24 protein-coding genes and 2 pseudogenes are annotated in these 25940 nt (G+C 72.4%); 16 read left to right on the forward strand and 10 right to left on the reverse strand.

Translation table 11 applies throughout. The features are described from left to right. Nucleotides 1-89: 89 nt before the first annotated feature. The 4 genes from LG388_RS26445 (at nt 90) to LG388_RS26460 (ending at nt 5281) form a co-directional block, all read left to right on the forward strand. Entirely contained in the window at nt 90-1370 is a 1281-nt protein-coding gene (locus LG388_RS26445) for a Glu/Leu/Phe/Val dehydrogenase (RefSeq protein WP_225785517.1), read from the forward strand. 202 nt (nt 1371-1572) lie between these two features. Continuing rightward, on the forward strand, nt 1573-2205 hold the full coding sequence (locus tag LG388_RS26450) for a biliverdin-producing heme oxygenase (RefSeq protein WP_225785518.1): 633 nt from the start codon (nt 1573-1575) through the stop codon (nt 2203-2205). A 17-nt stretch (nt 2206-2222) separates the two neighbouring features. After that, a complete protein-coding gene (locus tag LG388_RS26455) occupies nt 2223-4430 on the forward strand; it encodes an ATP-binding protein (protein ID WP_225785519.1) in 2208 nt (735 codons plus the stop codon). Nucleotides 4431-4564: 134 nt separating this feature from the next. Further along, entirely contained in the window at nt 4565-5281 is a 717-nt protein-coding gene (locus LG388_RS26460; protein WP_225785520.1) for a DUF2242 domain-containing protein, read from the forward strand. Between the two features lie 179 nt (nt 5282-5460). Here the strand turns inward: LG388_RS26460 and LG388_RS26890 are convergent. After that, a pseudogene (locus LG388_RS26890) lies at nt 5461-5892 on the reverse strand (response regulator); the annotation flags it as partial. 75 nt (nt 5893-5967) lie between these two features. Between LG388_RS26890 and LG388_RS26470 the strand changes: the two are divergent. The 4 genes from LG388_RS26470 to LG388_RS26485 all read left to right on the forward strand — a co-directional run bounded on the left by LG388_RS26470 (nt 5968) and on the right by LG388_RS26485 (nt 8593). After that, nucleotides 5968-6477 (forward strand): hypothetical protein, encoded by a 510-nt coding sequence (locus LG388_RS26470; RefSeq protein ID WP_225785521.1) that lies wholly within the window; start codon nt 5968-5970, stop codon nt 6475-6477. Between the two features lie 85 nt (nt 6478-6562). Further along, nucleotides 6563-7138, forward strand: a complete 576-nt coding sequence (locus tag LG388_RS26475) for a phasin family protein (protein ID WP_225785522.1) — start codon at nt 6563-6565, stop codon at nt 7136-7138. A gap of 12 nt (nt 7139-7150) precedes the next feature. Beyond that, complete coding sequence (locus LG388_RS26480; protein ID WP_225785523.1) at nt 7151-7786, forward strand: TetR/AcrR family transcriptional regulator; 636 nt, start codon at nt 7151-7153, stop codon at nt 7784-7786. Between the two features lie 39 nt (nt 7787-7825). After that, complete coding sequence (locus LG388_RS26485) at nt 7826-8593, forward strand: alpha/beta fold hydrolase (protein WP_225785524.1); 768 nt, start codon at nt 7826-7828, stop codon at nt 8591-8593. Between the two features lie 99 nt (nt 8594-8692). On the opposite strand, the gene LG388_RS26490 is transcribed toward LG388_RS26485, so the two are convergent. Continuing rightward, nucleotides 8693-9463: a M48 family metallopeptidase gene (locus tag LG388_RS26490; protein WP_225785525.1), complete on the reverse strand. Its 771-nt coding sequence runs from the start codon at nt 9461-9463 to the stop codon at nt 8693-8695. 214 nt (nt 9464-9677) lie between these two features. Next, nucleotides 9678-10739: a fumarylacetoacetate hydrolase family protein gene (locus LG388_RS26495; RefSeq protein ID WP_225785526.1), complete on the reverse strand. Its 1062-nt coding sequence runs from the start codon at nt 10737-10739 to the stop codon at nt 9678-9680. Between the two features lie 164 nt (nt 10740-10903). On the opposite strand from LG388_RS26495, the gene LG388_RS26500 reads away from it, so the two are divergent. Continuing rightward, nucleotides 10904-12178 (forward strand): DUF3108 domain-containing protein, encoded by a 1275-nt coding sequence (locus LG388_RS26500; RefSeq protein WP_225785527.1) that lies wholly within the window; start codon nt 10904-10906, stop codon nt 12176-12178. A gap of 196 nt (nt 12179-12374) precedes the next feature. Further along, nucleotides 12375-12653 carry a DUF3567 domain-containing protein gene (locus LG388_RS26505; RefSeq protein ID WP_225785541.1) on the forward strand — a complete coding sequence of 93 codons (279 nt, stop codon included), beginning with the start codon at nt 12375-12377 and terminating at the stop codon, nt 12651-12653. Nucleotides 12654-12728: 75 nt separating this feature from the next. Here LG388_RS26505 and LG388_RS26510 read toward each other — a convergent pair whose 3' ends face one another. Next, nucleotides 12729-13826 (reverse strand): AbrB family transcriptional regulator, encoded by a 1098-nt coding sequence (locus LG388_RS26510; protein WP_225785528.1) that lies wholly within the window; start codon nt 13824-13826, stop codon nt 12729-12731. Nucleotides 13827-13910: 84 nt separating this feature from the next. Here LG388_RS26510 and LG388_RS26515 point away from each other — a divergent pair, with 84 nt between their 5' ends. Beyond that, nucleotides 13911-14777 carry a ChaN family lipoprotein gene (locus LG388_RS26515; RefSeq protein WP_225785529.1) on the forward strand — a complete coding sequence of 289 codons (867 nt, stop codon included), beginning with the start codon at nt 13911-13913 and terminating at the stop codon, nt 14775-14777. 69 nt (nt 14778-14846) lie between these two features. On the opposite strand, the gene LG388_RS26520 is transcribed toward LG388_RS26515, so the two are convergent. After that, nucleotides 14847-15935: a M14 family metallopeptidase gene (locus LG388_RS26520; RefSeq protein ID WP_225785530.1), complete on the reverse strand. Its 1089-nt coding sequence runs from the start codon at nt 15933-15935 to the stop codon at nt 14847-14849. Between the two features lie 60 nt (nt 15936-15995). Next, on the reverse strand, nt 15996-17309 hold the full coding sequence (locus LG388_RS26525) for an MFS transporter (protein WP_225785531.1): 1314 nt from the start codon (nt 17307-17309) through the stop codon (nt 15996-15998). 242 nt (nt 17310-17551) lie between these two features. Between LG388_RS26525 and LG388_RS26530 the strand changes: the two genes are divergently transcribed. After that, the gene (locus tag LG388_RS26530; RefSeq protein ID WP_225785532.1) at nt 17552-18469 is read left to right on the forward strand and encodes a LysR family transcriptional regulator; all 918 of its coding nucleotides are present in this window, start codon (nt 17552-17554) and stop codon (nt 18467-18469) included. Here the strand turns inward: LG388_RS26530 and LG388_RS26535 are convergent. Beyond that, the gene (locus LG388_RS26535) at nt 18454-19608 is read right to left on the reverse strand and encodes an alpha-hydroxy acid oxidase (RefSeq protein WP_225785533.1); all 1155 of its coding nucleotides are present in this window, start codon (nt 19606-19608) and stop codon (nt 18454-18456) included. The genes LG388_RS26530 and LG388_RS26535 overlap by 16 nt on opposite strands. A gap of 199 nt (nt 19609-19807) precedes the next feature. Between LG388_RS26535 and LG388_RS26540 the strand changes: the two genes are divergently transcribed. Next, the gene (locus LG388_RS26540) at nt 19808-20977 is read left to right on the forward strand and encodes a serine hydrolase (RefSeq protein ID WP_225785534.1); all 1170 of its coding nucleotides are present in this window, start codon (nt 19808-19810) and stop codon (nt 20975-20977) included. Here LG388_RS26540 and LG388_RS26545 read toward each other — a convergent pair. Both LG388_RS26545 and LG388_RS26550 read right to left on the reverse strand, forming a co-directional pair. Continuing rightward, nucleotides 20955-22616, reverse strand: coding sequence for an L-lactate permease (locus tag LG388_RS26545; RefSeq protein ID WP_225785535.1), 1662 nt, complete (start codon nt 22614-22616; stop codon nt 20955-20957). The two genes, LG388_RS26540 and LG388_RS26545, sit on opposite strands and share 23 nt — an antisense overlap. A gap of 219 nt (nt 22617-22835) precedes the next feature. Next, nucleotides 22836-23726 (reverse strand): LysR substrate-binding domain-containing protein, encoded by an 891-nt coding sequence (locus LG388_RS26550; protein ID WP_225785536.1) that lies wholly within the window; start codon nt 23724-23726, stop codon nt 22836-22838. 140 nt (nt 23727-23866) lie between these two features. Between LG388_RS26550 and purU the strand changes: the two genes are divergently transcribed. Genes purU through LG388_RS26565 form a run of 3 tightly spaced genes read left to right on the forward strand, consistent with a single transcriptional unit; the run spans nt 23867 to nt 25820 of the window. Then, on the forward strand, nt 23867-24712 hold the full coding sequence (purU, locus tag LG388_RS26555; RefSeq protein WP_225785537.1) for a formyltetrahydrofolate deformylase: 846 nt from the start codon (nt 23867-23869) through the stop codon (nt 24710-24712). Nucleotides 24713-24724: 12 nt separating this feature from the next. Further along, complete coding sequence (locus tag LG388_RS26560; protein WP_225785538.1) at nt 24725-25102, forward strand: CidA/LrgA family protein; 378 nt, start codon at nt 24725-24727, stop codon at nt 25100-25102. Continuing rightward, the gene (locus LG388_RS26565) at nt 25095-25820 is read left to right on the forward strand and encodes an LrgB family protein (RefSeq protein WP_225785539.1); all 726 of its coding nucleotides are present in this window, start codon (nt 25095-25097) and stop codon (nt 25818-25820) included. The genes LG388_RS26560 and LG388_RS26565 overlap by 8 nt, the downstream gene beginning before the upstream one ends. Nucleotides 25821-25836: 16 nt before the next feature. Here LG388_RS26565 and LG388_RS26570 read toward each other — a convergent pair. Beyond that, a pseudogene (locus LG388_RS26570) lies at nt 25837-25940 on the reverse strand (IS110 family transposase); the annotation flags it as partial.

Consider the following 25940-nt stretch of genomic DNA (forward strand, 5'->3'; position numbering starts at 1 on the left):
TGCATAAGGTCCGACGCGCCGCGCATGGGGCTGGCGCGGGCGGTGCCGGCGGCGTAACGTGCGTGCATCCCAACTCCGGCGAAGCTGCCATGAGCCACCTCAGCGATCTGTCCTATGTCCACCCCTCGGCCACCAGCCCCTGGGGCACCTACCTGTCGCAAGTCGACCGTGTGGTGCCCTACCTGGGCAAGCTGGCGCGCTGGTCCGAAACGCTCAAGCGCCCCAAGCGGGCGCTGATCGTGGACGTGCCCATCGAGCTGGACAACGGGACGATCGCCCACTACGAGGGCTACCGCGTGCAGCACAACCTGAGCCGGGGCCCGGGCAAGGGCGGCGTGCGCTTCCATCCCGAAGTCACGCTGGAAGAGGTGATGGCCCTGTCGGCCTGGATGACCGTCAAGTGCGCGGCGGTGAACCTGCCCTACGGCGGCGCCAAGGGCGGCATCCGCGTCGATCCGAAGAAGCTCTCGCGCAACGAACTGGAAAAAGTCACGCGCCGCTACACGAGCGAGATCGGCCTCATCATCGGCCCGCATTCCGACATCCCGGCGCCCGACGTGAACACCAACGGCCAGATCATGGCCTGGATGATGGACACGTATTCGATGAACACCGGCGCCACGGCGACCGGCGTGGTCACGGGCAAGCCCATCCACCTGGGCGGCTCGCTGGGCCGCGTGAAGGCCACGGGCCGCGGCGTCTTCGTCACCGGCCGCGAGGCGGCCCGCCGCATGGGCCTGCAGCTGCAGGGGGCCCGCGTGGCGGTGCAGGGCTTCGGCAACGTGGGCTCGGTGGCCGCCGAGCTGTTCGCCGAGGCCGGCGCCAAGGTGGTGGCCGTGCAGGACCACACCGGCACGCTGGTGCACGACGGCGGCTTCGACATGGCGGCGCTGATCGCCTTCTCGCAGGCCAACGGCGGCATTGCCGGCTTCAAGGAGGGCGAGAAGGTGGACAACGAGGCCTTCTGGGACGTGAAGGCCGACATCCTGATCCCGGCCGCGCTGGAGGGCCAGATCACGGCCGAGCGCGCGCGCCGGCTCACGGCCAAGCTGGTGCTCGAGGGCGCCAACGGCCCCACGGTGCCCGAGGCCGACGACATCCTGGCCGGCCGCGGCGTGCTGGTCGTGCCCGACGTGATCTGCAACGCCGGCGGCGTGACGGTCTCGTACTTCGAGTGGGTGCAGGATTTCTCCAGCTTCTTCTGGACCGAGGACGAGATCAACCAGCGGCTGGACCGCATCATGGTCGGCGCCTTCGACCACATCTGGGCCAAGGGCGAGCAGCACAAGATCTCGCTGCGCACCGCCACCTACGCGGTGGCCTGCGAGCGCATCCTGATCGCCCGCGAGGAGCGCGGCCTCTATCCCTGAGCGGCGCCCCCCGCGCCCGGGAGCGGCCCGCGGGGCGCGGCGGCCCCGCGGGCGCCGAGGCGGCTCGGCCACCGCCGGCCACTGTGTCTTTTGCTGGCCCGGCGGGCCCAGGGGGCTTGGGATCGCGATCTATCATCGGGGCCCTCGCACAGGCGCGCGCACCTTCGCGCCCGCCTGGCTGCCCGGCCCTCTTTCCCCGCCGATGGCCCTTTCCGCCACCGCTTCCGACGCCGCCGTGCCTGCGCCCGCAGTCGCCGTGCGCGACGCCCTGCGCCAAGCCACTTCACACCTGCACGCGGCCGTCGACGCAGGCATGCCGCTGTCCGGCCCGGCCCCTTCGCTGGCGGACTACCACGCCCATCTGTGCCTGCTGCGCGACTGGGTGCGCCTGTTGCAGGCCCTGCCCGGCATGGCGGAGCGCCTGGCGGCCGAGAGAGCGGCACTGAATGCCGACATCGAAGCCTGCGAGCGCCTGCGTGGCGCCACGTCGCCGGCGTGGGCGCCGGCCGCAGCCGCGGCTGTGCCGCTGGCGGGCTCGCCCGCGCAGCACGCGGCCCGCGCCTGGGGCGTGGCCTATGTGGTCGAAGGTTCGCGCCTGGGCGGCCAGGTGCTGTACCGCCGCCTGGCCGCGCCGCTGGCGCCGCATCCGCTGCGCTACCTGCAGGGCGCGGGCGCGCAGACGGGCGCGCGCTGGCGCGCCTTCCTCGACGAACTGCGGGCGGCGCTGGACACCCCCGCGCGCGTGCAGGCGGCCTGCGAAGGCGCGGTGTGGGCCTTCGAGCGCCTGCTGCAACTCAGCCGCCATGCAGCGGCTCCTGGGGAGCGCGCCGCGTGACGACCGCGCCGCCCTCCGTGCCCCCCGTCACGCTGGAGAACTGCGACCGCGAGCCCATCCACGTGCCCGGCGCCATCCAGCCGCATGGGGCGCTGCTGGCCTTCGATGCCGGGCTGCGCGTGCGCCACCTGAGCGCGAACGCGGCCGAGCTGCTGGGGCCCAGCGCGCCCGCGCTCGGCGAGGCGCTGGCCGATGCGCATTTCGAGGGCTGCGCGCACGAGGTGCGCGCGCTGCTCGACGAGGTCGCGGCCATGGCCGTGACCGCCTCCGACGTACTGGTGCAAAGCGGCGAGGTGCGGCTCAACGGCCGGCTGTTCGACCTGGTCGTGCACCGCAGCGCCGGCCTGGTGGTAGCCGAATTCGAGCAGCGGCCCGCAGGCCACGGCGACGTGGCCGCCTTCGCGCTGCGCGCGCACCGCGCCATGGACCGGCTCAAGCGCCAGCCGCAGGTCGACGCGCTGCTGGCGCTGGCCACGCGCGTGATGCGCGAGCTCACGGGTTTCGACCGCGTGATGGCCTACCGCTTCCGCGAGGACGACAGCGGCGAGGTGGTGGCCGAAGACCGCCACGAGGCGCTGGAGCCCTTCGCCGGCCGGCGCTACCCGGCCAGTGACATCCCCGCGCAGGCGCGGCGGCTGTACCTGCTCAACACGCTGCGCCTGATCGCGGACGTGCATGCCGCGCCGGTGGCCGTGGACGGCGAGGCCGACGCCGGCGCGCTGGACATGAGCCATGGCGTGCTGCGCAGCGTCTCGCCCATTCACATCGAGTACCTGCGCAACATGGGCGTGGGCGCGTCGATGAGCATCTCCATCGTCATCGGTGGCCGCCTGTGGGGCATGCTGGCCTGCCACCACCGCACGGCGCGCCGCGTGCCCTATTCGGTGCGCATGGCCTGCGACGTGCTGGCCCAGGTGCTGGCCGCCAACGTGCAGACCCTGCTGGCGCGCGAGCAGGCGGAATGGGCCCAGGCCGGCGCCCAGCTGCGCGCGCGCCTGGTCGAAGGCGTGCTGCATGCCGACAGCACCGTGGGCGCCGTGGCGGCGCTGGCCGATCCGATGGTCCGGGCCTTCGGCGCCGATGCGCTGCTGGTGGCCGAGGAGGCGCGCCTGTTCGCGCACGGCGCGCTGTCCCATGCGCAGGCGCAGGCCATCGTGCAATGGGTGCGCGCGCAGCCGCTCAAGGGCGGCGAACTGCTCGAAGTGCAGGACCTGCCCCAGCGGGCCCCCGGCCTGGACGCGGCCCGGGCCGGCTGGTGCGGCCTGCTGGCCCTGCGTTTCGACGAAGCGGGCGCGCTGCTGGTGCTGCTGCGGCGCGAGCAGGTCGAAACCATCCGCTGGGGCGGCAAGCCCGAGAAGGAATACACCGTCGGCCCGCTCGGGCCGCGGCTCACGCCGCGCGGCTCCTTCGCCGTCTGGCTGGAGGAGGTGCGCGGTACCAGCCAGCCCTGGACCGCGCACGAGCACGAGCTGGCGCGCCAGGTGCTGGCCGACCTGTCGCGCGCCAACGCCGTGCAGCTGGCCGAACTGAACCGCGCGCGCACCCAGCTGCTGGCCATGCTGGGGCACGACCTGCGCGATCCGCTGCAGTCCATCGCCATGGCCGCCAAGGTGCTGGAGCGCAGTGAAGGCGAGGGCCCGCGCAGCGCCACCGGGGCGCGGCTGGGGCAGCGCATCCAGTCCTCCAGCAGCCGCATGGCGCGGCTGATCGGGCAGGTGCTCGACGCTTCGCGCCTGCAGACCGGGATGAGTCTGCAACTGCAGATGGCCGAGGTGGACCTGGCCGGTCTGCTCGAAGACCTGCTGGACGAGGCGCGCACCGCGCATCCGGGCCTGAACCTCATCACCGAAGTGCCGGCCTCGCTGCGCGCCCACGCCGACGCCGACCGCATCGCGCAGCTCTTTGCCAACCTCATCAGCAATGCGCGCCACCATGGCGAGCCGGGCGAGCCGGTGATCGTGCAGCTCACGCTGCATGGCGACGAGGTGAACTTCGACGTGAGCAACAGCGCGCCGCCCATCCCCGACGAGCTGCTGCCGCACCTGTTCAGCGCCTTCAAGCGCCAGACGCAGGCCCATTCGCGCAACCGCAGCGGCCTGGGGCTGGGCCTGCACATCGCGCGTGCCATCGCGCAGAGCCACGGCGGCACGCTGGACTACACCTACGCTGACCCGTACGTGGTGTTCTCGGCACGCTTTCCGGCGCGGCGGGCAGACCAGGGCTGAATGTCCGTGCGGGCGCACCCCCCCGCGCCCGCACGCCGGCTTGCTAGCATCCGGGAACGCGCCGGCCCGGCGCCGCTCTGAAGGGGACCCGACCGCGCCCCGGCCGCGGTGGCCCGCCGATCCACCCTGTTGCCATGCCCCTGCCGTCCGTCCCCCGTTCTTCCTGCGTCCTGCTGCTCGCGCTGGGCGCGCTGCTGATTTCTGCCTGCACGCTGGGCGCGGGGCGCCCGCGCGCGTACGCCACCGAATCCTTCGACTCCACCACCACCCACACGCGCAGCTTTGCCGCCACCGAGGCGCAGACCTGCGAAGCGGCGCGGCGCGCGCTGCTGAGCCAGGGCTACTTCGTGAGCCGGCCGGGCGAGGACCAGGTGGCCGGGCGCAAGCAGTTCCAGCCGGCGGGCGACGTGCACCTGGAAATGGAAGTGCGCGTGGTGTGTGCGCGTGACGAGCGCGGCGGCCAGGGCAGCCTGGCCTTCGCCACCGCCGTGCAGGACCGCTACGAACTCAAGAAGGCCAGCAGTTCCGCCAGCGTGGGTGTGGGTGCGATCGGCTCCGTCTCGCTGCCCTTCAGCGCGGGCAACGACGCCATGGTGAAGGTGGCCAGCCAGACCGTGACGGACGAAGAGTTCTATGCCCGCTTCTTCGTCCTGGTCGACGAATACCTTTACGTGCCGCCGGCGGCGAGCACGGCGCCCGTGCCCCAGGCCCTGCCGGGCCAGCGCGCCCCGGGCGTTCCGGTGGAGCCGGCCGGGCCGCTCGCCGCACCCGCGGCGGCCCCGGCCGCGCCCCCCGCGGCGCCGGCCGTCATCGAAGACGCGCCCGTGCCGCCCTCGCCCACCCGCGGCTGAGGCGTGGCCGGCAACTCGGGCTGCGCGCGCGCCGCGGGCCGGGCCGGCGGACGCAGCCGTTCCAGCACCTGGGCCAGCGCATCCAGGCCGTAGGGCTTGCCGAGCCAGGCGCAGTCGGCCGGCAGCACGGCCGGCCGGCGCCCGCCGCTGACCAGCAGCAGCCCCACGCCGCGCGGTTGCAGCGACTGCACGAGATCCAGCCCCGACAGGCCCGGCAGGCCCACGTCGCACATCAGCACGTCGAACGCGCCGTCGATGTAGCGGTCGCGCGCGGCCTCGGCGCTGCTCACGCTGGCCGTCCAGTGGCCCAGCATGCGCAGCATCTCCACGGTGGTCTCGCGCGTCCCGGGGTCATCCTCCACCAGCAACACCCGCAGGGACGGGCCGGACGATGCAGGCGAAGGAGCGAGGACGTTCGAGGAAGACATGACCAGAGCCGGGAACCGCAACGCGACCACTGTGCGGTATGGCCGCCGTCCCGTGCCAGCGCAGGCGCGCCCGTGGCGGTGTAGGAGAGGGCCGCTTGTGCCTGCACCTGCACCCGGGCCGTTGCCAGGCGGCCACGCGGATTGGGGCGACTGCCCTAGCTTTCGGGCCTTTCTGGTTTTCATGGCCTAGGCCTCGTGCCGGATGATCGGAGCCATCGCCATCCCGCACCCGTCTTGTTTCTTTCCAAGGAGTCCCTCATGAGCGCCACCCTCCGCACCGTCGCCATCGACCTGGTCGGCCAGTACAACGCCGCCGGCAAGCACCTGCTCAACGCCTGGCGCCGGGGCGCCGGCCGCCTGATCGAGGCGCCCGCCGCCGCGCCGCAGCTGCCCTTCGTCAGCGAGGAAATTCGCACCCAGGTGGCCGGCGCGCGCGACAAGTTCGCCGCCTTCCTGACCGAGCGCCTGGAAGCCGACGTGGCCCTGGCCGGCAAACTGATGGACACCGTGGCCCAGCGTGCCACGGGCGGCATCGACTACGTGGCCGCGGCGGCCAGCCGGGTCGAGTCCGAGCCGGGTGCCTCGGTGCTGCGTACGCTGCACGACCTGCACCTGCCCTTCGCCCAGCTGTCGCTGAAGCTGGCCGGCACCGTCGCCGAAGGCGCGGGCAAGCTGGAAGCGCGCGTGTCGCAGGCAGAATCCGAGGCGGTGAGCACCGTGCCGGTGAAGGCCGTGCGCCGCACCCGCGCCGCGGCCGCCGAAGCCTGATCTTGATGCGCACCGTCCCCGCCGCCGCACAGGCGGCGGGCGTGTGAGGCGCCGCCGGCAAGGCTGATTCGAAGGAGACTGCTGCATGGCCCCGCGACGATCCGAGGACAAGCCCCGCAAGCGCCCGCCCGCGCGCGCGGTGCCACCCGCTGCCCCCGCGGCCCCGGCCGCCCGCCGCACGCGGGCCCGGCCCGCGCCTTCGGCGGCGCCCGCCGCGCCGGCCTGCGTGCCCCCCGCGCCGCAGGCCGCACAGGCGCAGAGTTTCTGGCGCGCCGGCCTGCGGGCGCTGGACAACGTGCGCCACGACGTGCAGCGCCGCCAGGCCAGCGTGATCGAGACCCTGCTGGGCATTCCGCCCACGGCGGCGGCCGCCACCGAAGCGCGCCTGGGCCTGCCCGGGCTGCCGGGCCTCGACGCCTTCGGCCTGCGCAAGTTCGAGGATGTCTTCGACCAGCGGGTGGCCGCGGCGCTCGAGCGCCTGGGCATGCCCACGCGCGAGGAAGTGCAGGCGCTGCACGACAAGCTGGACCGCGTGCTGGCGCAACTCGAGCGCCTGGGCGCCGCGGCCGAGGCGCCTGCCACCGCCACCGCGAAGCCCGCCCGGCCGGCCCGGCCCGCGAAGGCGGCCGGCGGCCGTCCGCGCGCCCGCCAGCCACGCTGAGCAGCGAGCCCCGTGGCCGGCACCGCCACCCGAGAGAAGATCCTGCAGACCAGCCTGGCGCTGTTCAACGCGCAGGGACTGGCCGCGGTGTCCACCCACCGCATCGCCGCCGAGGCGGGCATCAGCCCGGGCAACCTGCACTACCACTTCAACACGCGCGAGCGCATCGTCGAATGGCTGCTGCGGCGCTTCGAGGACCGGCTGGCGCCGCTCAATGCCTCGGCCGGCGAGATCCGCGCGCTGGACGACCTGTGGCTGGCCCTGCACCTGCGCTTCGAAGCGATCGACGCCTACCGCTTCATCTACCGCGACATGGGCTTCATCGCGAGCGAGCATCCTGCGCTCGGCCAGCGCGCCCAGGCGCTGACGGGCGAGAACCTGCTCGCCGCGCAGGCGCTGTGCGAATCGCTGGCCGAGGCCGGCGTCATCGACGCGACGCCCGAGCAGGCGCGCATGCTGGCCCTGCAGATCGTCTTCACCACCACCTGCTGGCTGGGCTTCGAGCAGATGGTGCCGCGCACACCCGGCCAGCCGGCGCGCGCGGACCCGGGCCTCGCGGCGTACTACACGCTGACGCTCGTTTCTCCCTATGTTTCCCGCGAGTCAAAGGCGTACCTTGACTACCTGCGGGTCAAGTACCTGCGCTGAGCGTCCCAACATCACCACAACATCAAGGAGCGATCTGTCATGAGCCAAGCCACCGTCGCCGTGCCGCCGCCGTCCCGCCTGCTGATGCTGGCCGAAGGCCGCGCGCTGTGGGAAACCGGCGCCACCCTGGCCATGTGGCCCTGGCTGCAACTCGCGCCGCGCGGCGACGGCCACCCTGTGCTGGTGCTGCCCGGCCTGGGGGCCAGCGATGCCTCCACGCGCCTGCTGCGCCGCTACCTGCGCGGGCGCGGCTATGACGCGCACGGCTGGGGCCAGGGCCACAACCTCGGTCCGCGCCAGGGCGTGGAGGCCACGATGGTCCGCCGGCTGGAAGAGTTGAATGACCGGCACGGCCGCAAGGTCAGCCTCGTGGGCTGGAGCTTGGGCGGTGTGTACGCGCGCCTGCTGGCCAGCCGCCATCCGGAGCGGGTGCGCAGCGTCATTTCGCTGGGCAGCCCCATCAAGGGCAGCCCCAAGTCCACCAACGCCTGGCAGGTCTACGAACTGGTGAGCGGCAACAGCGCGCACGACCCGGAGCGCATGGCGCACGTGCAACCCACGCCGCCCGTGCCCACCACGTCCATCTACAGCCGCACCGACGGCGTGGTGGCCTGGCAGTGCAGCCTGACCGACACCGGCCCGCAGGCCGAGAACATCGAGGTGCTGGCCAGCCACGTGGGCATGGGCACGCATCCGGCCGTGCTCTACGCGGTGGCCGACCGCCTGGCGCAGGCCGAGGGCCGGTGGAAGCCCTTCGACGGCCGCCTTATGGGGCCGCTGGTCTATCCGAAGCCGGCGCAGGCCTGAAGCGCAGCGCCGCCGCCCGCGGCGGCCGCCGGCAGCAGAAAGGGCACCCGCAGGTGCCCTTTCTTGCGTGGCGGCGGGGCGCAGCACGCCCCGCGCGAATCACTTCTTGGCCGCGTCCAGGCGCTTTTGCATGCGCGCGGCACGCTCGCTCGACGGCGGGTGCGAGCTCATCAGCGAGGGGCCGCTGCTGCCGCTGAGCTTGGCGAGCTTCTCGAAGGCCGTGACCAGGCCCTTGCGCTCCAGCTTGCGCTCCGTGAGCAGGTCGAAGGAATAGTCGTCGGCCGCGCTTTCCTGCGATTGGGAGAACTGGGCATGGACGAACTTCTCGGCCAGCTCGCCGGCCTGCGACTTCGACAGCTGGGCGATGGTGCCGCCGCCGGCCGCCGCCAGGCCGCGCAGGGCCGAGGTGGCGTACGCGGTCTGCATGCGGCCCTTGGAATGGCCCAGTGCCACGTGGCCGATCTCGTGGCCGATCACGCCGCGCACCTCGTCGTCGTTCATCAGGTCCATCAGGCCGCTGTAGACGCGGATGCAGCCGTTGGCCATGGCCCAGGCATTGACGTCCTCGGTCAGGTAGACCTTGTAGTTCGCGGCCTGGCCGTTGACCGACGTGGGCATGTTGCGCACCAGGGTGGCCAGGCGGCGCGCATAGGGGCTGTTGGCGGGCGCGATCTGGTTCTCGGCGTCCATCGCCTCGCAGGACTGGTTGGACATGTTCACCACGTCGCCGTCGCTCAGCGACATGGCTTTGAAGGCCGCGCCGCCAGCGCCCAGCAGCGCGCCGGTGTCGGCGTTCTTCATGGTTTCGCAGCCGGTGAGGGCCACGGCGGCGGCCACGGCCGCGACGGCGGCCAGACGAAAACGGGTCATGAGAGTTCTCCTCCTGGGGATGTTTGGACGGGGCTGGGCCCGGGCCTGCAAGCCGGCGGGCAGGCCAGCGCCGGCATCATAGAAGGCGCTTGCAACGCGAACGTCCGCGTCCGGCGCAGCTTTCAATCTGATACGTTTTCAGGAGCGCATGCGTGCCGGCGCCGGCGTGCCCAGCGACGGCCGCCCCGGCGTGCCGGGCCGCACAGGCGGCGCTTCAGTCGTCCGCGCCGTCCGGCGCCGGGGGCGTTGCGCCCCGGGGCGCGCGCACCGCTCCGGGCGGCACCACTTCCTGCTCGATGGCGCCGAACAGCGACTTGCCGTCCAGCCCCTTCACCTCGATGTGTACCGTGTCGCCGAACTTCATGAACTCGGTCTTCGGGGCGCCATCCTGGATCGTTTCCATGCTGCGCTTCTCGGCGATGCAGGCGTAGCCCTTGGGCCATTCCATGCGGCCGTTCTTCTTCACGCCGGGGTTGCTCACGGTGCCGCTGCCGACGATGGTGCCGGCGCGCACGTTGCGGGTCTTGGCGAGGTGCGCGATGAGCTGGCCGAAGTGGAACGTCATGTCGGGGCCGGCCTCGGTCAGGCCCACGCGGCGGCCGTTCCAGGCCACGTGCAGCGCCAGGTGCACGCGCCCGTCCTGCCAGGCCGGGCCCAGCTCGTCCGGCGTGACGGCCACGGGGCCGAAGGCCGTCGCCGGCTTGCTCTGCAGGAAGCCGAAGCCCTTGGCCAGCTCGGCCGGGATCAGGTGGCGCAGGCTCACGTCGTTGACCAGCATCACCAGGCGCACCGCGTCCAGCGCCTCCTCGGGCCCGGTGCCCATCTTCACGTCGCCGGTGATGACGGCCAGCTCGGCCTCGAAATCGATGCCCATGGCCTCGCTGGGCACCACGATGTCGTCGCAGGGGCCGAGGAAGTCGTCGCTGCCGCCCTGGTACATCAGCGGGTCGGTGTAGAAGCTCGCGGGCACCTCGGCCCCGCGCGCCTGGCGCACCAGCTCCACATGGTTCAGGTAGGCCGAGCCGTCGGCCCACTGGTAGGCGCGCGGCAGCGGCGCCATGCATTGCGCCGGGTTGAAGGGAAAGGCGTGGCGCGCCCGGCCGTGGTTGAGCTGGGTGTACAGGTCCTGCAGCTGCGGGCTCATGAAGCCCCAGTCGTCCAGCACCTGCTGCAGGCGATGGGCGATGCCGGTGGCGTAGTGGGCGTGCGAGAGGTCGCGCGAAACGACGACCAACTGGCCATCGCGCGAGCCGTCCTTGAGGGTGGCGAGTTTCATGGGCGGGCAGCGCGGGAAAGGCCGCGCTCCGCGCCTGGCGCCGGCGGCCCCCCTTAAACTGGAAGCAGGCCGGCAGTGTAGCGAGGCGCCCCCGCGACCGGCGGCGCGCCGCGCCTTCCCCGCCTGGCGCGCCCCGCCGCCGGCCGGCTTGCCGAAGGCCTTTCTTGAGCACCTTGCGCCCCGTTCTCCCTCCGTGGTCGCGCGCGCGGCCGTCCTGGCGCGCGCTGCTGGCGCTGACGGCGGCCGTGGCGCTGCTGCATCTGGCCCTGCTGGGCGGCCTGTCGGTGGGCGGCCAGCCTGAAGAGCTGCCGCTGGCCCATCGCTTCAGCACGCGCACCATCGTCATTGCGCCGCCTGCGGCGACGGGCGGGGGCGCACCGGCCGCGGCGCCGCCAGCCGCTCCGGCGGCCGCCTCCGGCGCCACCGCGCGGCTGCGCGAGAAGCCGCGCGAGGCCAGGCCGGTTCCCGAGCGCAAGCCCAAGCCCAGGCCCGTGCCGCCGCCCGAGCCGGCGGCCGGAGGCCCCGCGCCGCAGCCGCGGTCCGAGCCGCCACGTGAACCCGATCCGCTGCCGGTGGCTCCGGAGCCGCCGGTCGCCGAGCCGGCGCCGGAGCCCGCCGAGGCGTCCGTGCCGCTGGAGCCGGCCCCGGCCGCGGCGCCAGCCCCGGCCGAGCCCGGCCCCGGCCGAACCGGGATGCGCCGCGACCCGCCGGGTGCCTCCGGCACCGGCGCCGGCAGCGGCCAAGGCGGTGGCGAGGGGGCGGGGGCCGGCGGCGGCGTGCCCGGCGCGCGCGAGCCGCTCCAGGTGCCGGGCTCGGTGCGGCTGGACTTCGCCGTCACGGGCCAGCAGGGCGCGCAGCCCCTGTCGGGCGTGTTCGGCGAACTCGTGTGGCTGCATGACGGTCGCAGCTACAACGCCCGGCTCGCGCTGCGCGTGCTCTTTCGCACCCTCCGCACCCAGACCAGCGTGGGCCAGCTGAGCGCGGGCGGCATCGAGCCCACGCGCTTTTCGGATGCGCGCCGCAGCGAGGTGGCCACGCATTTCGTGCGCGAATCGGGCCAGATCGTGTTCAGCAGCAACGCGCCTGCCGCGCCGCTGATGCCCGGCGCGCAGGACCGGCTGAGCGTGATCCTGCAACTGTCGGCCCTGCTGGCGGGCGACCCGGCGCGCCACGGGCCGGGCAGCCACTTCAGCATCCAGACGGCAGGGCCGCGCGATGCGGAAATCTGGCAGTTCAGCGTCGACGGCGACGAAACGCTCGAAACCCCGGCCGGCACCTACGCGGCGCGCAAGCTCACGCGCCTGCCGCGCAAGGAATTCGACCAGAAGATCGAGCTGTGGCTGGCGCCCGAGCTGGGCTGGCTGCCGGTGCGCATCCGCCAGACGCAGGCGAACGGCGATTTCGCCGACATGCAGCTGCGCCAGGCCGGCGCGCCCTGAAAGCCGCGGGGGCCGTGCGCAGTGCGTCGCCGGGGGACACATTTGTGGCGCGGCCGTGACGCACGACGCAGCGCGCGGCCCTGGCGCACGGGCGAGGCGGCCGCTTGGCTTACAGTGTGTCGGCGTCTCTTGAAACTGGCGCGTTGATTGCTATGTAACGACCATGTCCCTCATCGACTCCCTGAAGCACCCCGCCATGCGCATGCTCTATGACTCCGACTCCTTCGTCGTCGTCCACGTGCAGCCGACCGAGGACCAGGCGCCCGCCGCGCCGAACCTGCCGGTGCTCGCCCGCGACGGGTTCGAAATCGTGGACAAGCGTTCCGGCAAGGAGGTCTACCTGGACGGTTCCTGGGCCGAGCTGTTCCAGCAGCAGATCGCGGCCTGGCAGCTGAACACGCCCACCCAGGAAGAGGTGGAGGACACGCTGGAAGGCTACGCCGAACTGGCCCAGACGCCCGTCGTGCTGCACTGAGTCCGGCCAGGCCGCTGCGCCCCAGCCCGCAAAACCCCGCGCCCGTGCGCGGGGTTTTTCTTTGTGGGCGGGCGCTTACTGCGGGCCGTCGCCGCGGCCATACAGGCGCTGGTACAGCGGCCCGGTCAGCAGCAGCACCGCCACCAGCCGGCACACCTGGAAGGCCGTGACCACCGGCACGCCCAGCTGCAGCACCTTGGCCGTGATGGCCATTTCGGCGATGCCGCCCGGCGAAGTGCCCAGCACCAGGGTCGCCCAGTGGATGTCCGTGGCTTGGTGCAGCAGCCCCGCGAAGCCCGCGCACAGCACGATCATGCCCAGCGTGCCGAGCGCCACCGAGGCCAGCCAGCGCGGCGCCGTGTGCAGGAATTCGCGCGAGAAACGCACCCCCAGGCTGACCGCGATCACCAGCTGCGCTGCGTTGCTGAGCCCCACCGGCACCGCCGAGGGTGCGTGGCCGCTCATCGTGAAGGCCATGGCAACCCCCAGCGGCCCCAGGAACCATGGGTTGGTGCGGCCCGCGCGCCGCATCAGCAGGGCACTGGCGCCGGTGCAGGCCGCCAGCAGCGCCAGGCCGCCCCCGCGCACGTCGCGCAGTGCGGGCGGCAGGCTGTCCAGCCCGTGCAGGCCGCTCCACTGCATGGCGAAGGGAATGCTCACCGTCACCACCACCAGCCGCAGGCTGTGGGCGGCGGCGACCAGGTCGGTGCGTGCGCCGGCGCGTTCGGCCATCAGCGTCATTTCCGAGGCGCCGCCGATGGCGCCCGCGAAGTAGGCCGTGGCGCGCATGGCCGGCGCCGGCACCTGCGGCATGCGCGCGGCATGGCCCTGGTGCAGCCAGTGGCCGAAGCCCACGCCCAGCAGCAGCGCCCAGGCGATGGCCAGCAGGATGGCCCACCACAGGCCGGCCACCAGCGCCGTGACCTCGGGCGTGAAATACAGGCCCAGCGCGGCGCCGATCACCCATTGCCCGGCGTTGCGCAGCGGCGCGAAGCTGGCCGTGGGCAGGCCGGCGATGGAGGCCAGCGACACCGCCAGCAGCGGGCCGATCATCCAGGGCAGCGGGGTGCGCAGCCACAGGCAGGCCTGGGCGGCGGCGAAGGCGAGGGCGAGCGTGGCGAGCACGCGCAGCGCATAGCGACTGCGGGAAGAAGGACCGGTGGACACGAACACGGGGTGAGGGCGGACACGCGAACGGGCGCCCGGGTGTCAGGCGGCCCGGCCGCGACGGCGGGCGCGCGGCATAGTATCGGCATCATGGCTCATCCCTTCCTGCCCACGCCGGCACTCGGCCATTCGCCGCGGGCGCGCTGCCGGACTCGCGCGGGCGCCGCGGTGCTGCTCGCCGCCCTGGCGCTGGCCGCGGGCTGCAGCAGCTGGCGCGTGCCTGATCCCGACACGCCCGTGGCCCAGCGCCTCGACGCCCTGCTGCCGGCCGACATCCTGCTGCTGGGCGAGCAGCACGACGCGCCCGCGCACCAGGCGTTGCAGCGCGAGACCGTGCAGGCGCTGGCCGCGCGCGGCCAACTGGCGGCCCTGGCGCTGGAAATGGCCGAAAGCGGCCGCAGCACGGCGCGCCTGCCGGCCGCGGCGGGCGAGGCGCAGGTGCGCAGCGCGCTGGCCTGGAACGACAAGGCCTGGCCCTGGGCGGCCTACGGCCCGGTGGTGATGAGCGCCGTGCGCGCCGGCGTGCCGGTGCTGGGCGCCAACCTGCCGCGCGAGCGCATGAAGCACGCGATGACCGACGTGTCGCTGGACGTGCAGCTCACCGAGAAGGCGCTGGCCGCGCAGCGCGCCGCCGTGCGCGACGGCCATTGCGGCCTGCTGCCCGAGGCGCAGATCGCGCCCATGACGCGCATCCAGATCGCGCGCGACCGCGAGATGGCCCACACCACCGCGCAGGCCGTGGCGCCCGGGCGCACGGTGCTGCTGGTGACGGGCGCGGCCCATGCCGACAAGGCGCTGGGCGTGCCGCAGCACCTGCCCACCGAGCTGCGCGTGCGCAGCGTCGGCCTGGTGGCGGGGGACGCCCGGCGTTCCGGCTACGACAGCGTCTGGCGCACGCCGGCCCTGCCGGCCAGGGACCACTGCGCCAGCCTGCGCGCGAAGCCGCCGGCCGCCTGATCTCCTGATCGCCGGGGGGCAAGCCGGCGGGCGGCGGTGTCCGGGCTGCCGCCGTGTCGTCGCGGGCCGTCAGCCGGCCTTCTGCAGCCCCAGGATCGTCTGCAGCATCACCACGCGCGACTGGCCGAGGATCATGCCCTTCCACGCATCGTCGTCGCCGTAGAAGGCCTCGCGCAACGACTGCCGGATGGCGCGGCGCTGCGCCTCGGGCGCCTCGGGGTGGCGGTGCAGCCAGTGGTCGGCGCGCAGGCGGTCCAGCACCTCCATGTCGGGCAGGGTGCCGAATTCCAGGCCCATCAGCGCGACGGTGGCCTGCGGGCATTCGTCGTACACCGCGCTCACCACCGGGCCCGAGACGTCGGGCGAGGCCGAGTTGCCCTCGAAGGGCGCCAGCACGTCGGCGCCCCACCAGGCGCGCGCCAGCGGCAGGCCCTCGGGGCGGCCGGGGTAGATCTTCTCGCCATGGCCGCGCGGGCCCAGCCCGGTGTGCACGTCGATCCAGGCAATGTGCGTGGCCGCCGCGCCGTGCCGGCGCAGCGCGGCGCGCAGGGTGCGGTTGCTCCAGCTGGGCGCCTGGCCGCCGTAGAACAGGCCGTCGGCCACGGCGTACTGGCCGCGGCTGACCGAGGCACGGTACGCCGTCACGCCATGCTGGGCGATGTAGGCGGCCAGCGCCGCACCGTCGGCCGCCGTGGGCGGCCAGGTGGCGGGAATGGCCAGCCCGTCCACCGCGGCGTAGTCGGGGTTCACAGGCAGCGGCCGGCTGAAGTCGACGTGGTTGCGGTTGAGGTCGATGTTGTCCTCGTTCACGCGGCGCAGGTGCGAGAAGCCGTGCGGATTGACCGCGTGCACCAGCAGCAGGCCCAGGCCCGCGTCGGCCAGGCGCCGCTGCAGGTCGTCGTCGCGCAGCATCGCGACCTGGCAGCCCGAGCCGCAGAAGCCTTCGGGGCCGTGCGTGCCGGAGCTGACGACGATCAGCTTCGTCGCGTCGGCCGGGCCCAGGCGGGCCAGGTCCATGGCCAGCGTCTCGCCCAAGGCGCCGCGGTGCTGCGGCATCTCGAAGGACTCGACGCGGGCCTGCCGGTCGGCGGCGGCGTCGAGGAACTTGCGGCGGGCTTCGGCATAGCTGCCGGAGAAATGGGAGGCGACGTCATGCATGGGGAAGGTCCTGTGGCGCCGCGGGCGCGGCGCGGCAAAGAGAAAAGCAGCGGGCCGGGCTCACGCGCGGGCGCCGTGCGCGGTGGGCGCGTCAATGTCCTGGCCCGTGAAGTCCTGCAGCCAGCGCAGGCCCGCGAGCGAGAGGGCCGTCATGGCCAGCAAATACCACGCCGGGGCCAGCTTGCTGCCCGTGGCATTGACCAGCCAGGTGCTGATGAAGGGCGAGAAGCCGCCGAACAGCGCCACGCCCACGCTGTAGACCAGCGACATGCCGCTGGCGCGCAGGTGCTTGGGGAACATCTCGGGCAGCATGGTGATGCCGGGCACGGTCTGCACGGTCAGGCCGATGCTCAGCACGCCCACCACCGCATACAGCACGAAGGCCGACGGGGCCGCGTTGAGCCACAGGAAGGCGGGGTAGATCAGCAGCACGAGCAGCACGCGGCTCCACACGATGAGGGGCTTGCGGCCGACGCGGTCTGACAGGCGGCCGACGAAGGGCCCCAGCGCGAAGGACAGCAGGCCCGTGAGCGCGGCGCCGATCAGCGCCACCGTCGGCGGCAGGCCCAGCTCGCGGATGGCGTAGGTGGGCATGTAGAAGGTGACCACGTAGGCCGCCACGGTGCCGCCCGAGATGGTGAGGATGGCCGCGATCACGCTGCGCGCGTGGTCGCGGCAGACCTCGCCCAGGCGGCTCTTCTCGCGGTGGGCGCTGGCGCTGCGTTCATCGAGCGACTCTTCCAGGTGGCGGCGGATGTACATGCCCACCGGCGCGATCAGCAGGCCCAGCACGAAGGGCACGCGCCAGCCCCAGCTTTCCATGGCCTGCGGCGACAGCGAAGCCGTGAGCCCGCCCACCACCAGCGCGCCGAGCAGGATGCCCAGCCCCTGGCTGGCGAACTGCCAGCTCGCCATGTAGCCGCGGTGGGCGGGCGCGGCCTTTTCCACCAGCAGCGTGGTGGAGGCGCCCACCTCGCCGCCGGCCGAGAAGCCCTGGATCAGCCGCGCCACCACGATCAGCAGCGGCGCCGCGACGCCGATCTGCGCATAGGTGGGCGCGAAGGCGATCAGCGCGCAGCCCAGCGCCATCAAAAAGATGGTCAGCGTCATCGCCTTCTTGCGGCCGGCGCGGTCGGCGTACGCACCGATCACGATGCCGCCCAGCGGCCGCATGACGAAGCCCACGCCGAAGCTGGCCACCGTGAGCAGCAGTTGGCCGTAGCCGCTGAAGGTCGGAAAGAAGAGCTTGCCGATGGTCAGCGCCAGGAAGCCGTAGACCGTGAAGTCGAAGAATTCGAGGGCGTTGCCGACGGTGGTCGCGGCAATGGTCTTGCGCTGGCTCAGCTGCACGTGCGCCGGGGAGGACGGGGGCATTTCTTGGCGTTGTTCTCGGGTGAGGCCATCTGCGCCGGCAGTGCGCCGGGGCAGGTCGGGTGCCGGGCACGAAGCCGAGCCCGATGGCGCAGGCCGCGGCCCGAAGGCGCTGCCTGCCAGCGGGCCGCGCTTCGGCGGGGATCCAGCGGCGCGGATATTAGGAGTGCGTGCCGCGCCCGCAAAGACAAAAATTCGTGCAGTGCGATAACGTCTGGTTGTCACCGCCCCGTCATGATCCACCCATGAAACCCAGCCAGCTCCAGGCCTTCGCGGCCGTCGCCGCGCACCAGAGCATCCGCGGCGCCGCGCGCGCCCTGGGCGTGTCCCAACCCGCGGTCACGCGCATCGTGCGCGAGCTGGAGCGCGAGGTGGACGCGCCGCTGGTCGAGCGCAGCCTCAAGGGCGTGACGCTGACCGAGTACGGCCAGGCCTTCGCGCCGCGCGCCCGCCAGCTGCTGGAAGACATGCGCCGCGCCCGCGACGAGATCCTGCAGATGCGCGAGGGCGTGCGCGGGCGCGTGACGCTGGCCGTGAGCACCGCGGTCGCCCTGACCCTGCTGCCGCCGGCCTTCAAGACCTTCCACGCGCGCCTGCCGGGGGTGGACGTGCGCTTCCATGAAGTGACCATGCCCGGCATGCTGGCCCAGCTCACGGACGGGCGGCTGGACTTCGTGGTCTCGCACGTGCTGCCGGCCTCACTGCCCGAGGATTTCGTGGCCGAGGAGCTGTTCCCCGTGCGGCTGGTGGTGGGCCTGCGGCGCATGCACCCGTTGCGGCGCGCAACGCGCCTGCAGGAACTGCATGGCGCGGAATGGGTGCTGCCGGCCGACGATTCGGTGGGCGGCCATGCCATCAGCCCGGTGTTTTCGGCGTCGGGCCTGCCGGTGCCCGCGCGCGTGGTGCAGGGGCAGTCGGTCAGCGTGGCGCTGGGGCTGATCAGCCAGACCGACCTGGTGGGCCTGTTCGTGGAGCCGCTGCTGCCGCTGTTCAAGCACTACGGCGTGCGCCGGCTGGTGCTGGACCATGCGCTGCCCGCCATACCGGTGTGCGTGATCACGCGGCGCGGTCGCGCCCTGACACCCGTGGCGCAGCAGTTCGTGGCCGGCGTCCGCGCCGAGGCGCAGGCCCGCGCCGGCGCGCAGGCTCAGGCCGTTGGGTAGCTGCCCGGCACGAGGATGGACCGGTCCACGTTCCGGATGTGGGTGTGGCCGCAGAAGGCCATGGTCACGTCCAGTTCCTTGTGGATGATCTGCAGCGCGCGGGTCACGCCGGCCTCGCCCATGGCGCCCAGGCCGTAGGCCATGGCGCGGCCGATCAGCGTGCCGCGCGCGCCCAGGGCCCAGGCCTTGAGCACGTCCTGGCCGCTGCGGATGCCGCCGTCCATCCACACTTCGAGCCGGCTGCCCACGGCGTCGACGATGGCCGGCAGCGCCTCGATGCTGCTGGGCGCGCCGTCGAGCTGGCGCCCGCCGTGGTTGCTGACCACGATGGCATCGGCGCCGGCCTGCGCGGCCAGCTCGGCGTCCTCGGGCACCATGATGCCTTTCAGGATCAGCTTGCCGCCCCACTGTTCCTTGACCCAGGCGATGTCGGCCCAGGACAGGCGCGGGTCGAACTGCTCGTTGGTCCAGGCGGCCAGCGAGCTCATGTCGCTCACGCCCTTCACGTGGCCCACCAGGTTGCGGAAGGTGCGGCGCTGCGTGCCCAGCATGCCCAGGCACCAGGCCGGCTTGGTCGCCAGGTTCAGCAGGTTCCTCAGCGTCGGCCGCGGCGGCGCCGTGAGGCCGTTCTTGAGGTCCTTGTGGCGCTGGCCGATCACCTGCAGGTCCAGCGTCAGCACCAGCGCCGAGCACTTGGCGTCCTTGCAGCGCTGGATCATGCGGGCCATCGCGTCGCGGTCGCGCATCATGTACAGCTGGAACCAGAAGGGCGCGCTGGTGTTCTGGGCGATGTCCTCGATGGAGCAGATGCTCATGGTCGAGAGCGTGAACGGGATGCCGAACTTCTCGGCCGCGCGCGCGGCGTGGATCTCGCCGTCGGCATGCTGCATGCCCGTCAGGCCCACGGGCGCGATGGCCACGGGCATCTTGGCCGCCTGGCCCACCATCGTGACCGCCGTGCTGCGGTTTTCCATGTTCACGGCCACGCGCTGGCGCAGCTTGATCTTGTGGAAATCGGCCTCGTTGGCGCGGTAGGTGCCTTCGGTCCAGGAGCCCGAGTCGGCGTAGTCGTAGAACATGCGCGGCACGCGCTTTTCGGCCAGCACGCGCAGGTCTTCGATGGTGGTGATCACGGTCACGGCGGGTGTCTCCGGGATTTTTCAGGGGAGCGGTTCGGGCGAAGGGCAGGGCGGAGCCGGCGCGGTGTCGCGGCCCGGGCAGCACTCTAGACAGGGCCGGGCGCGGCCGCGTGAAAATCCGTGCGCTGCGCGATGAAGCTTTTTCAACCGGCCATTGTCGGGCCTGCCGCAGCGGCCCGGACCGTGGGGAGACTCAGGCATGGCGAGGAATTTCGAGGCGCTGTCGGCGCTGCTGGACCAGGGCGTGGCCGAGGGCCGCATGCCCGGCGCCGTGGCGCTGGTCGCCCAGGGCGGCCGCATCGTGCACCAGCAGGCCTCGGGCTGGCTGGACGGCCCGCGCAGCCGCGCCATGCCGGTGGATGCGCATTTCTGGATCGCGTCCATGACCAAGCCGGTGACCACGGCCGCCGCCCTGATGCTGGTCGAAGCAGGGCGGCTGGGGCTGGACGATGCCGTGGCCGACCACCTGCCCGAACTGCGCGACCTGCGGCTGGCCGATGGCCGCCCGCCCGCGCGGCCGATGACCGTGCGGGACCTGATGCGCCACACCTCCGGCCTGGCCTACGGTTTCATGGGCGAAGGGCCCGTCCACCTGGCCTACCGCGCGGCCGGCGTCACGGACCCTGGCCAGACCAACGAGGAGCTGGTGCGCAAGCTGGCGCGCCTGCCGCTGCTGCACGAGCCGGGCACCGTGTTCGAGTACAGCATGTCGACCGACGTGCTGGGCCGTGTGGTCGAGGTGTGCGCGGGCCAGGCGCTGGGCGATTTCCTGCACGCGCGCATCTTCGCGCCGCTGGGCATGGCGCGCACGGGCTTCGAAGTGCCCGGCGCCGGCGCGGCGGCCATCGCGCGGCCCTTCCCCCACGAGTCCTTCGCGCTTGCGCCGCCGGCGCATGGCGCGCGCTGGCTGTCGGGCGGCGGGGGGCTGTGGTCCACGGCGCAGGACTATGTGCGCTTCGCGCAGATGCTGCTGGACGACGGCCGCTGGCAGGGGCAGCAGCTGCTGCGGCCCGAGACCGTGCGCGCCATGCGCACCGACCAGTTGCCCGCCGGCGTGGGCTACGGCGCGTTCACGGCCGGCATGGGCAGCATCGGCCCCATGCCGCACAACGGCCGCGGCTTCGGCCTGGGGCTGTCGCTGCGCCTGCGCGATGCGCCGCAGGCGCCGCCGGGCCATGCCGGCGACTTCGGCTGGCCGGGCATCTCGGGCACGAACTTCTGGTGCGATCCGGCCGAAGGGCTGGTCGTGCTCGTGCTGCTGCAGGCGCCGTCGCAGCGCCTGTACTACCGCGATGCGGCGCGCCATGCGGTCTACGCGGGCACGCTGCTGGCGCCGCCCGCTGCGCTCAGCGCACCACCGTCAGCGTGAACGGCCAGACGTAGGCCTGCATCGTCACGTACAGGCCCACCAGGCAGGCCAGCGCGATCGAGTGGAAGAAGACGTAGCGCAGGATCTCGCCTTCCTTGTTGAACCAGCGCGTGGCCGTGGAGGCCACGACGATGGACTGCGCGTCGATCATCTTGCCCATCACGCCGCCCGAGCTGTTGGCCGCGCCCATGAGGTTGGGCGACAGGCCCAGCTGCTCGGCCGCGACCTTCTGCATGCCGCCGAACAGCACGTTCGACGCCGTGTCCGAACCCGTCAGCGCCACGCCGATCCAGCCCATCAGCGTGCCGAAGAAGGGGTAGAGCACGCCGGTGTTGGCGAACGCCAGGCCCAGCGTGGTGTCGGTGCCCGAGAAGCGCGTGAGCGTGCCCAGGGCCAGCATCAGCACGATGGTCAGCAGCGAGTACTTGACCATCCACAGCGTCTTGAAGAAGGTGCGCACGATGGCGACCGGGCTGTACTTCATCACCAGCGCGCTCACGATGGCGGCCGCCAGGATGCCGGTGCCGGTGGCCGACAGGAGGTTCAAGGTGTAGACCGCGGCTTCGGGATGGGGCGCGGGCACCACCGGCGGCACCTTCAGGATCAGGTTGTGCAGGCCGTCGATGGGGAACTTGGGCGAGAACAGGCCGTTGAGCCAGGCCTTGACCGGCGGCAGGCCCCAGATGAACACGAAGACCGAGAGGATGGCCCAGGGCGTCCAGGCGGCGATCAGCGCTTCCTTCGAATGCTTCACGACGGGCTGCGGCGGCTTGGCCTCGTCGGCGCTGGGGTCGCGGCCGCGCAGCGCGGGCGAGGTCCAGACCTTCCTGGGCTGCCACACGCGCAGGAAGGCCACGAGCGACACCATCGACACGATGGCGGCGATGATGTCCACCAGCTCGGGCCCCATGTAGTTGGACACCAGGAACTGCGGTACGGCGAAGGACACGCCCGTCACCAGGATCGCGGGCCAGATCTCCATCATGCCCTTGCGGCCGGCGAAGGCCCAGATCAGCCAGAAGGGCACCAGCAGCGAGAAGAAGGGCAGCTGGCGGCCGATCATGGCCGTCACTTCCTGCAGGTCGTAGCCATGCACCTGGGCCAGCGTGATCACCGGCGTGCCCAGCGCGCCGAAAGCCACGGGCGCGGTGTTCGCGATCAGCGACAGGCCCGAGGCAGCCAGCGGCGAAAAGCCCAGGCCGATCAGGATCGCGGCCGTCACCGCCACCGGCGTGCCGAAGCCGGCCGCGCCCTCGAAGAAGGCGCCGAAGCAGAAGGCGATCAGCAGCAGCTGGATGCGCCGGTCCTCGGTGATGCCCGAGAGCGAGTCCTGCAGCACCTTGAAGCTGCCGTTCTGCTCGGTGAGCTGGTGCAGGAAGATGATGGTCAGCACGATCCAGCCGATCGGCAGCAGGCCCGTGAAGGCACCCAGCATGGCCGCGCGGCCGGCCATGTCGGCCGGCATGCCATAGGCGAAGACCGCCACCAGCAGCGCTGCGACCAGGCCCATGCCGGCGGCGATGTGCGCCTTGATGTGGAAGAAGCCGAGGGCGCCCAGCATCACGACCACCGGAATCGCCGCCAGCAGCGTCGAGATGATCATGTTGTTGAACGGGTCGTAAATCTGCTGCCAGGTCATGTGGCGCGGTCTCCGTCTGAAATGTGGATTGTGGGAGTCATGGCCCGCCGGCGGCGGGCACGGCAGGGCCTGGCGCCGGGCAGTCCGGGCCGCTGCGCACTTTAGGCGTGCGTTTCTTGGCCACCTGTGAAAGGCGTGCAAGGTCTGCGTGAAATGTTTTCACGCGCCCTGTCATCCTGGCGGCAGCCGGCGCCGCGGGTGGGCCGGGCGGCGCGGGGCTCAGGGGTCGCGCAGGGACTGGCGCAGCCAGTCCACGAAGGCCGCGCATTCCCAGCGCTCCAGCGTGCCCGGGCGCCAGCACAGGTAATAGTCGTGCGGAGAGGGCACGCTGCGCGCCGACAGCCGCACCAGCCGCCCGGTGTCGAGCCAGGCCTGGCCCAGCTTCAGGCGCATCAGCGCCACGCCGAAGCCGGCCACGGCCGCGTCGAGCAGCAAGCCCAGGTCGTCGAACTGCGAGCCCGCCGTGGGTTCGGGCAGGGTGATGCCGCAGGCGCGGAACCAGGTGCGCCAGGGCTCCAGCGGCGATCGGATCAGGTGCGCGCGTGCCACCGCGCGGTCGTCCTCGAAGCCGTGGAGCGGGCCGATCTCGTGCAGGTATTCCGGGCTGCACACGGGCGTGACCTCGTCCGACAGCAGGTGCATGGCCTCGCGGTCGGTGAAGGGACCGTTGCCGAAGCGCAGTTCGATGTCGGCCTCTTCCGCCGTCACATGGTGGGCCGGAATGGCCACCTGCAGCATCAGTTCGATCTCGGGGTAGTCCTGCCGGAAGCGCGCCAGGCGCGGCAGCAGCAGCTGGCGCGAGAAGGTGGGCGTCACGGCCACGCGCAGCCGGGCGGGCGAGGGCGCCTGGCGCCGGCCCGGCACCTGCTGCAGCGCCGCCAGGGCCTCGCGCACGCGCGGCAGGTATTCGGCGCCTTCGGGGCTCAGGCTGAAGTCCTGCCGCGTGAACAGCCGAAAACCCAGTTGCAGCTCGACCTGCCGGATGCGGTGGCTCACGGCGCTGGGCGTGACGTTCAGCGCTTCGGCCGCCTGGGTCACGCTGCGCAGGCGTGCCAGCGCCTCGAAGGCCTGGAGGCCCTGGATCGGAGGGATGCGGGGAGCGGTGCTCATCGGTGGTGGCGCGGCAGGGCGGGAAGGGCGCAGGGAAGTGCCGCCATTGTGGCGGCAGGCCCGGGCCCCGCCGCCGGCGCGGGCGCCCAAGCCCTGCCTGCGGCAGCCGGCCGGACACGCTGCGACAATCGCCCCCCTCTATGAGCGCCTACATCCTGACCCTGTCCTGCCCCGACCGCGTGGGCATCGTGCATGCCGTTTCGGGCTTCCTGCTCGAGCGCGGCGGCAACATCGAAGAAGCCGCCCAGTACAACGACCATGGCACGGGCCTGTTCTTCATGCGCGTGCGCTTCGCCTGCGCAGGCATGCCCGAGGCGCAGCTGCGCGACGAACTGGGCGGCCTGGCCGAGGCCTTCGGCATGAGCTGGCGCCTGCATGCCGCGCAGACGCCGATGAAGACCGTGCTGCTGGTCAGCAAGGAAGGCCATTGCCTCAACGACCTGCTGTTCCGCTGGAAGAGCGGCTTGCTGCCGGTGGACATCCGCGCCATCATCAGCAACCACCGCGACTTCTACCAGCTGGCGGCCAGCTACAACGTGCCCTTCCACCACATCCCGGTGACGGCCGCGACCAAGGCGCAGGCGGAGGCCAGGCAGTTCGAGATCATCGAGGCCGAGGGCGCCGAACTCGTGGTGCTGGCGCGCTACATGCAGATCCTGTCGGACGAGCTGTGCCGCAAGCTGGCCGGGCGCGCGATCAACATCCACCATTCCTTCCTGCCCAGCTTCAAGGGCGCCAAACCCTACTACCAGGCGCACGACCGCGGCGTGAAGCTGATCGGCGCCACGGCCCACTACGTGACGGCCGACCTCGACGAGGGCCCGATCATCGAGCAGGACGTGGCCCGCGCCGACCACACCGACACGGTGGAAGACCTCACCGCGCGTGGCCGCGACACCGAAAGCCTGGTGCTGGCCCGCGCCGTGAAGTGGCACAGCGAGCACCGTGTGCTGCTCAATGGCCACCGCACCGTCGTCTTCCGTTAAGCGGCACGCCCCATGAACGGCCTGCGCGGCCTGGCCTGGTTGCTGGCCTTCCAGTGCGTGGGCGAGCTGCTGTCGCGTGGCTTCCAGCTGCCGCTGCCCGGGCCTGTGCTGGGCCTGGTGCTGCTGCTGGCGGGGCTGCGCTGGCCGCTGGTGCGCGAGCCGGTGGCCGAGTGCGCGAATTTCCTGCTCACGCACCTGTCGCTGCTCTTCGTGCCCGTGGGCGTGGGCGTGATGACGCACCTGGCCCTGCTCACGCAGTACGGCCTGCGCATCCTGCTCGTGATCGCGCTGTCGACCTGGATCGGGCTGGGCGTGACGGCGCTGGTGCTCTACGGCTGGCCCGGCCGGCGCCCGGGAGCGGCCGCAGCCCAGGGGAAGGCGGATGGCTGATTTCGTCGAACTCTGGGTGTACCTCTCGGCCACGCCGCTGTTCGGCCTGACGGCGACGCTGGTGGTCTACCTGCTGGCCCAGGCCTTCTACCTGCGCATGGGCGCGGCGCCCTGGGCCAACCCGGTGCTGTGGTCGGTGGTGGCGCTGGCCGTGCTGCTGACCGGCACGGGCGTGAGCTACCCCAGCTATTTCTCGGGCGCGCAGTTCATCCACTTCCTGCTCGGCCCGGCCGTGGTCGCGCTGGCCTGGCCGCTGTGGCAGCGCCGGGCCGAGCTGCGTGCGCGCGGCGTGCGCCTGCTGCTCGCGGCGCTGCTGGGCGGCGGCGCGGCCAGCGCGTCGGCCGTGGGGCTGGCCTGGGCCCTGGGCCTGCCGCACGAGGTGGTGCTGTCGATGGCGCCCAAGTCCGTCACCGCGCCCGTGGCCATGGGCATTGCCGACAAGCTGGGCGGCGTGCCCGCGCTGTCGGCGGTCTTTGCGGTGCTCACCGGCATGGTGGGCGCGCTCACGGGCAAGTACCTGTTCGACCTGCTGCGCGTGCCGCCGGCCGGCCTGGGCTGGACGGCGCGCGGCTTCGCGCTGGGCACGGCCTCGCACGGCATCGGCGCGGCGCGCGCCTTGCAGGTGGACGCCGATGCGGGCGCCTACGCCGGCCTGGCGCTGGGCCTGCAGGTCGTGCTGGCCGCGCTGCTGATGCCGCTGGCCTTCCGGCTGTTCTGAGTAACCGTCTTTGAAGTCAAGCGCCGTGAAGCGATTTATCCCAATGTTTGCCGGTTCGGGCCATGGCGTTGAGCGTGGTCAACAGCTTGCGCATGCAGGCGACCAGGGCGACCTTGGGCA

Origin of the sequence: Xenophilus sp. Marseille-Q4582 (assembly GCF_916700565.1) — a bacterium.
In the GTDB taxonomy this organism is placed as follows: Bacteria; Pseudomonadota; Gammaproteobacteria; order Burkholderiales; family Burkholderiaceae_C; genus Xenophilus.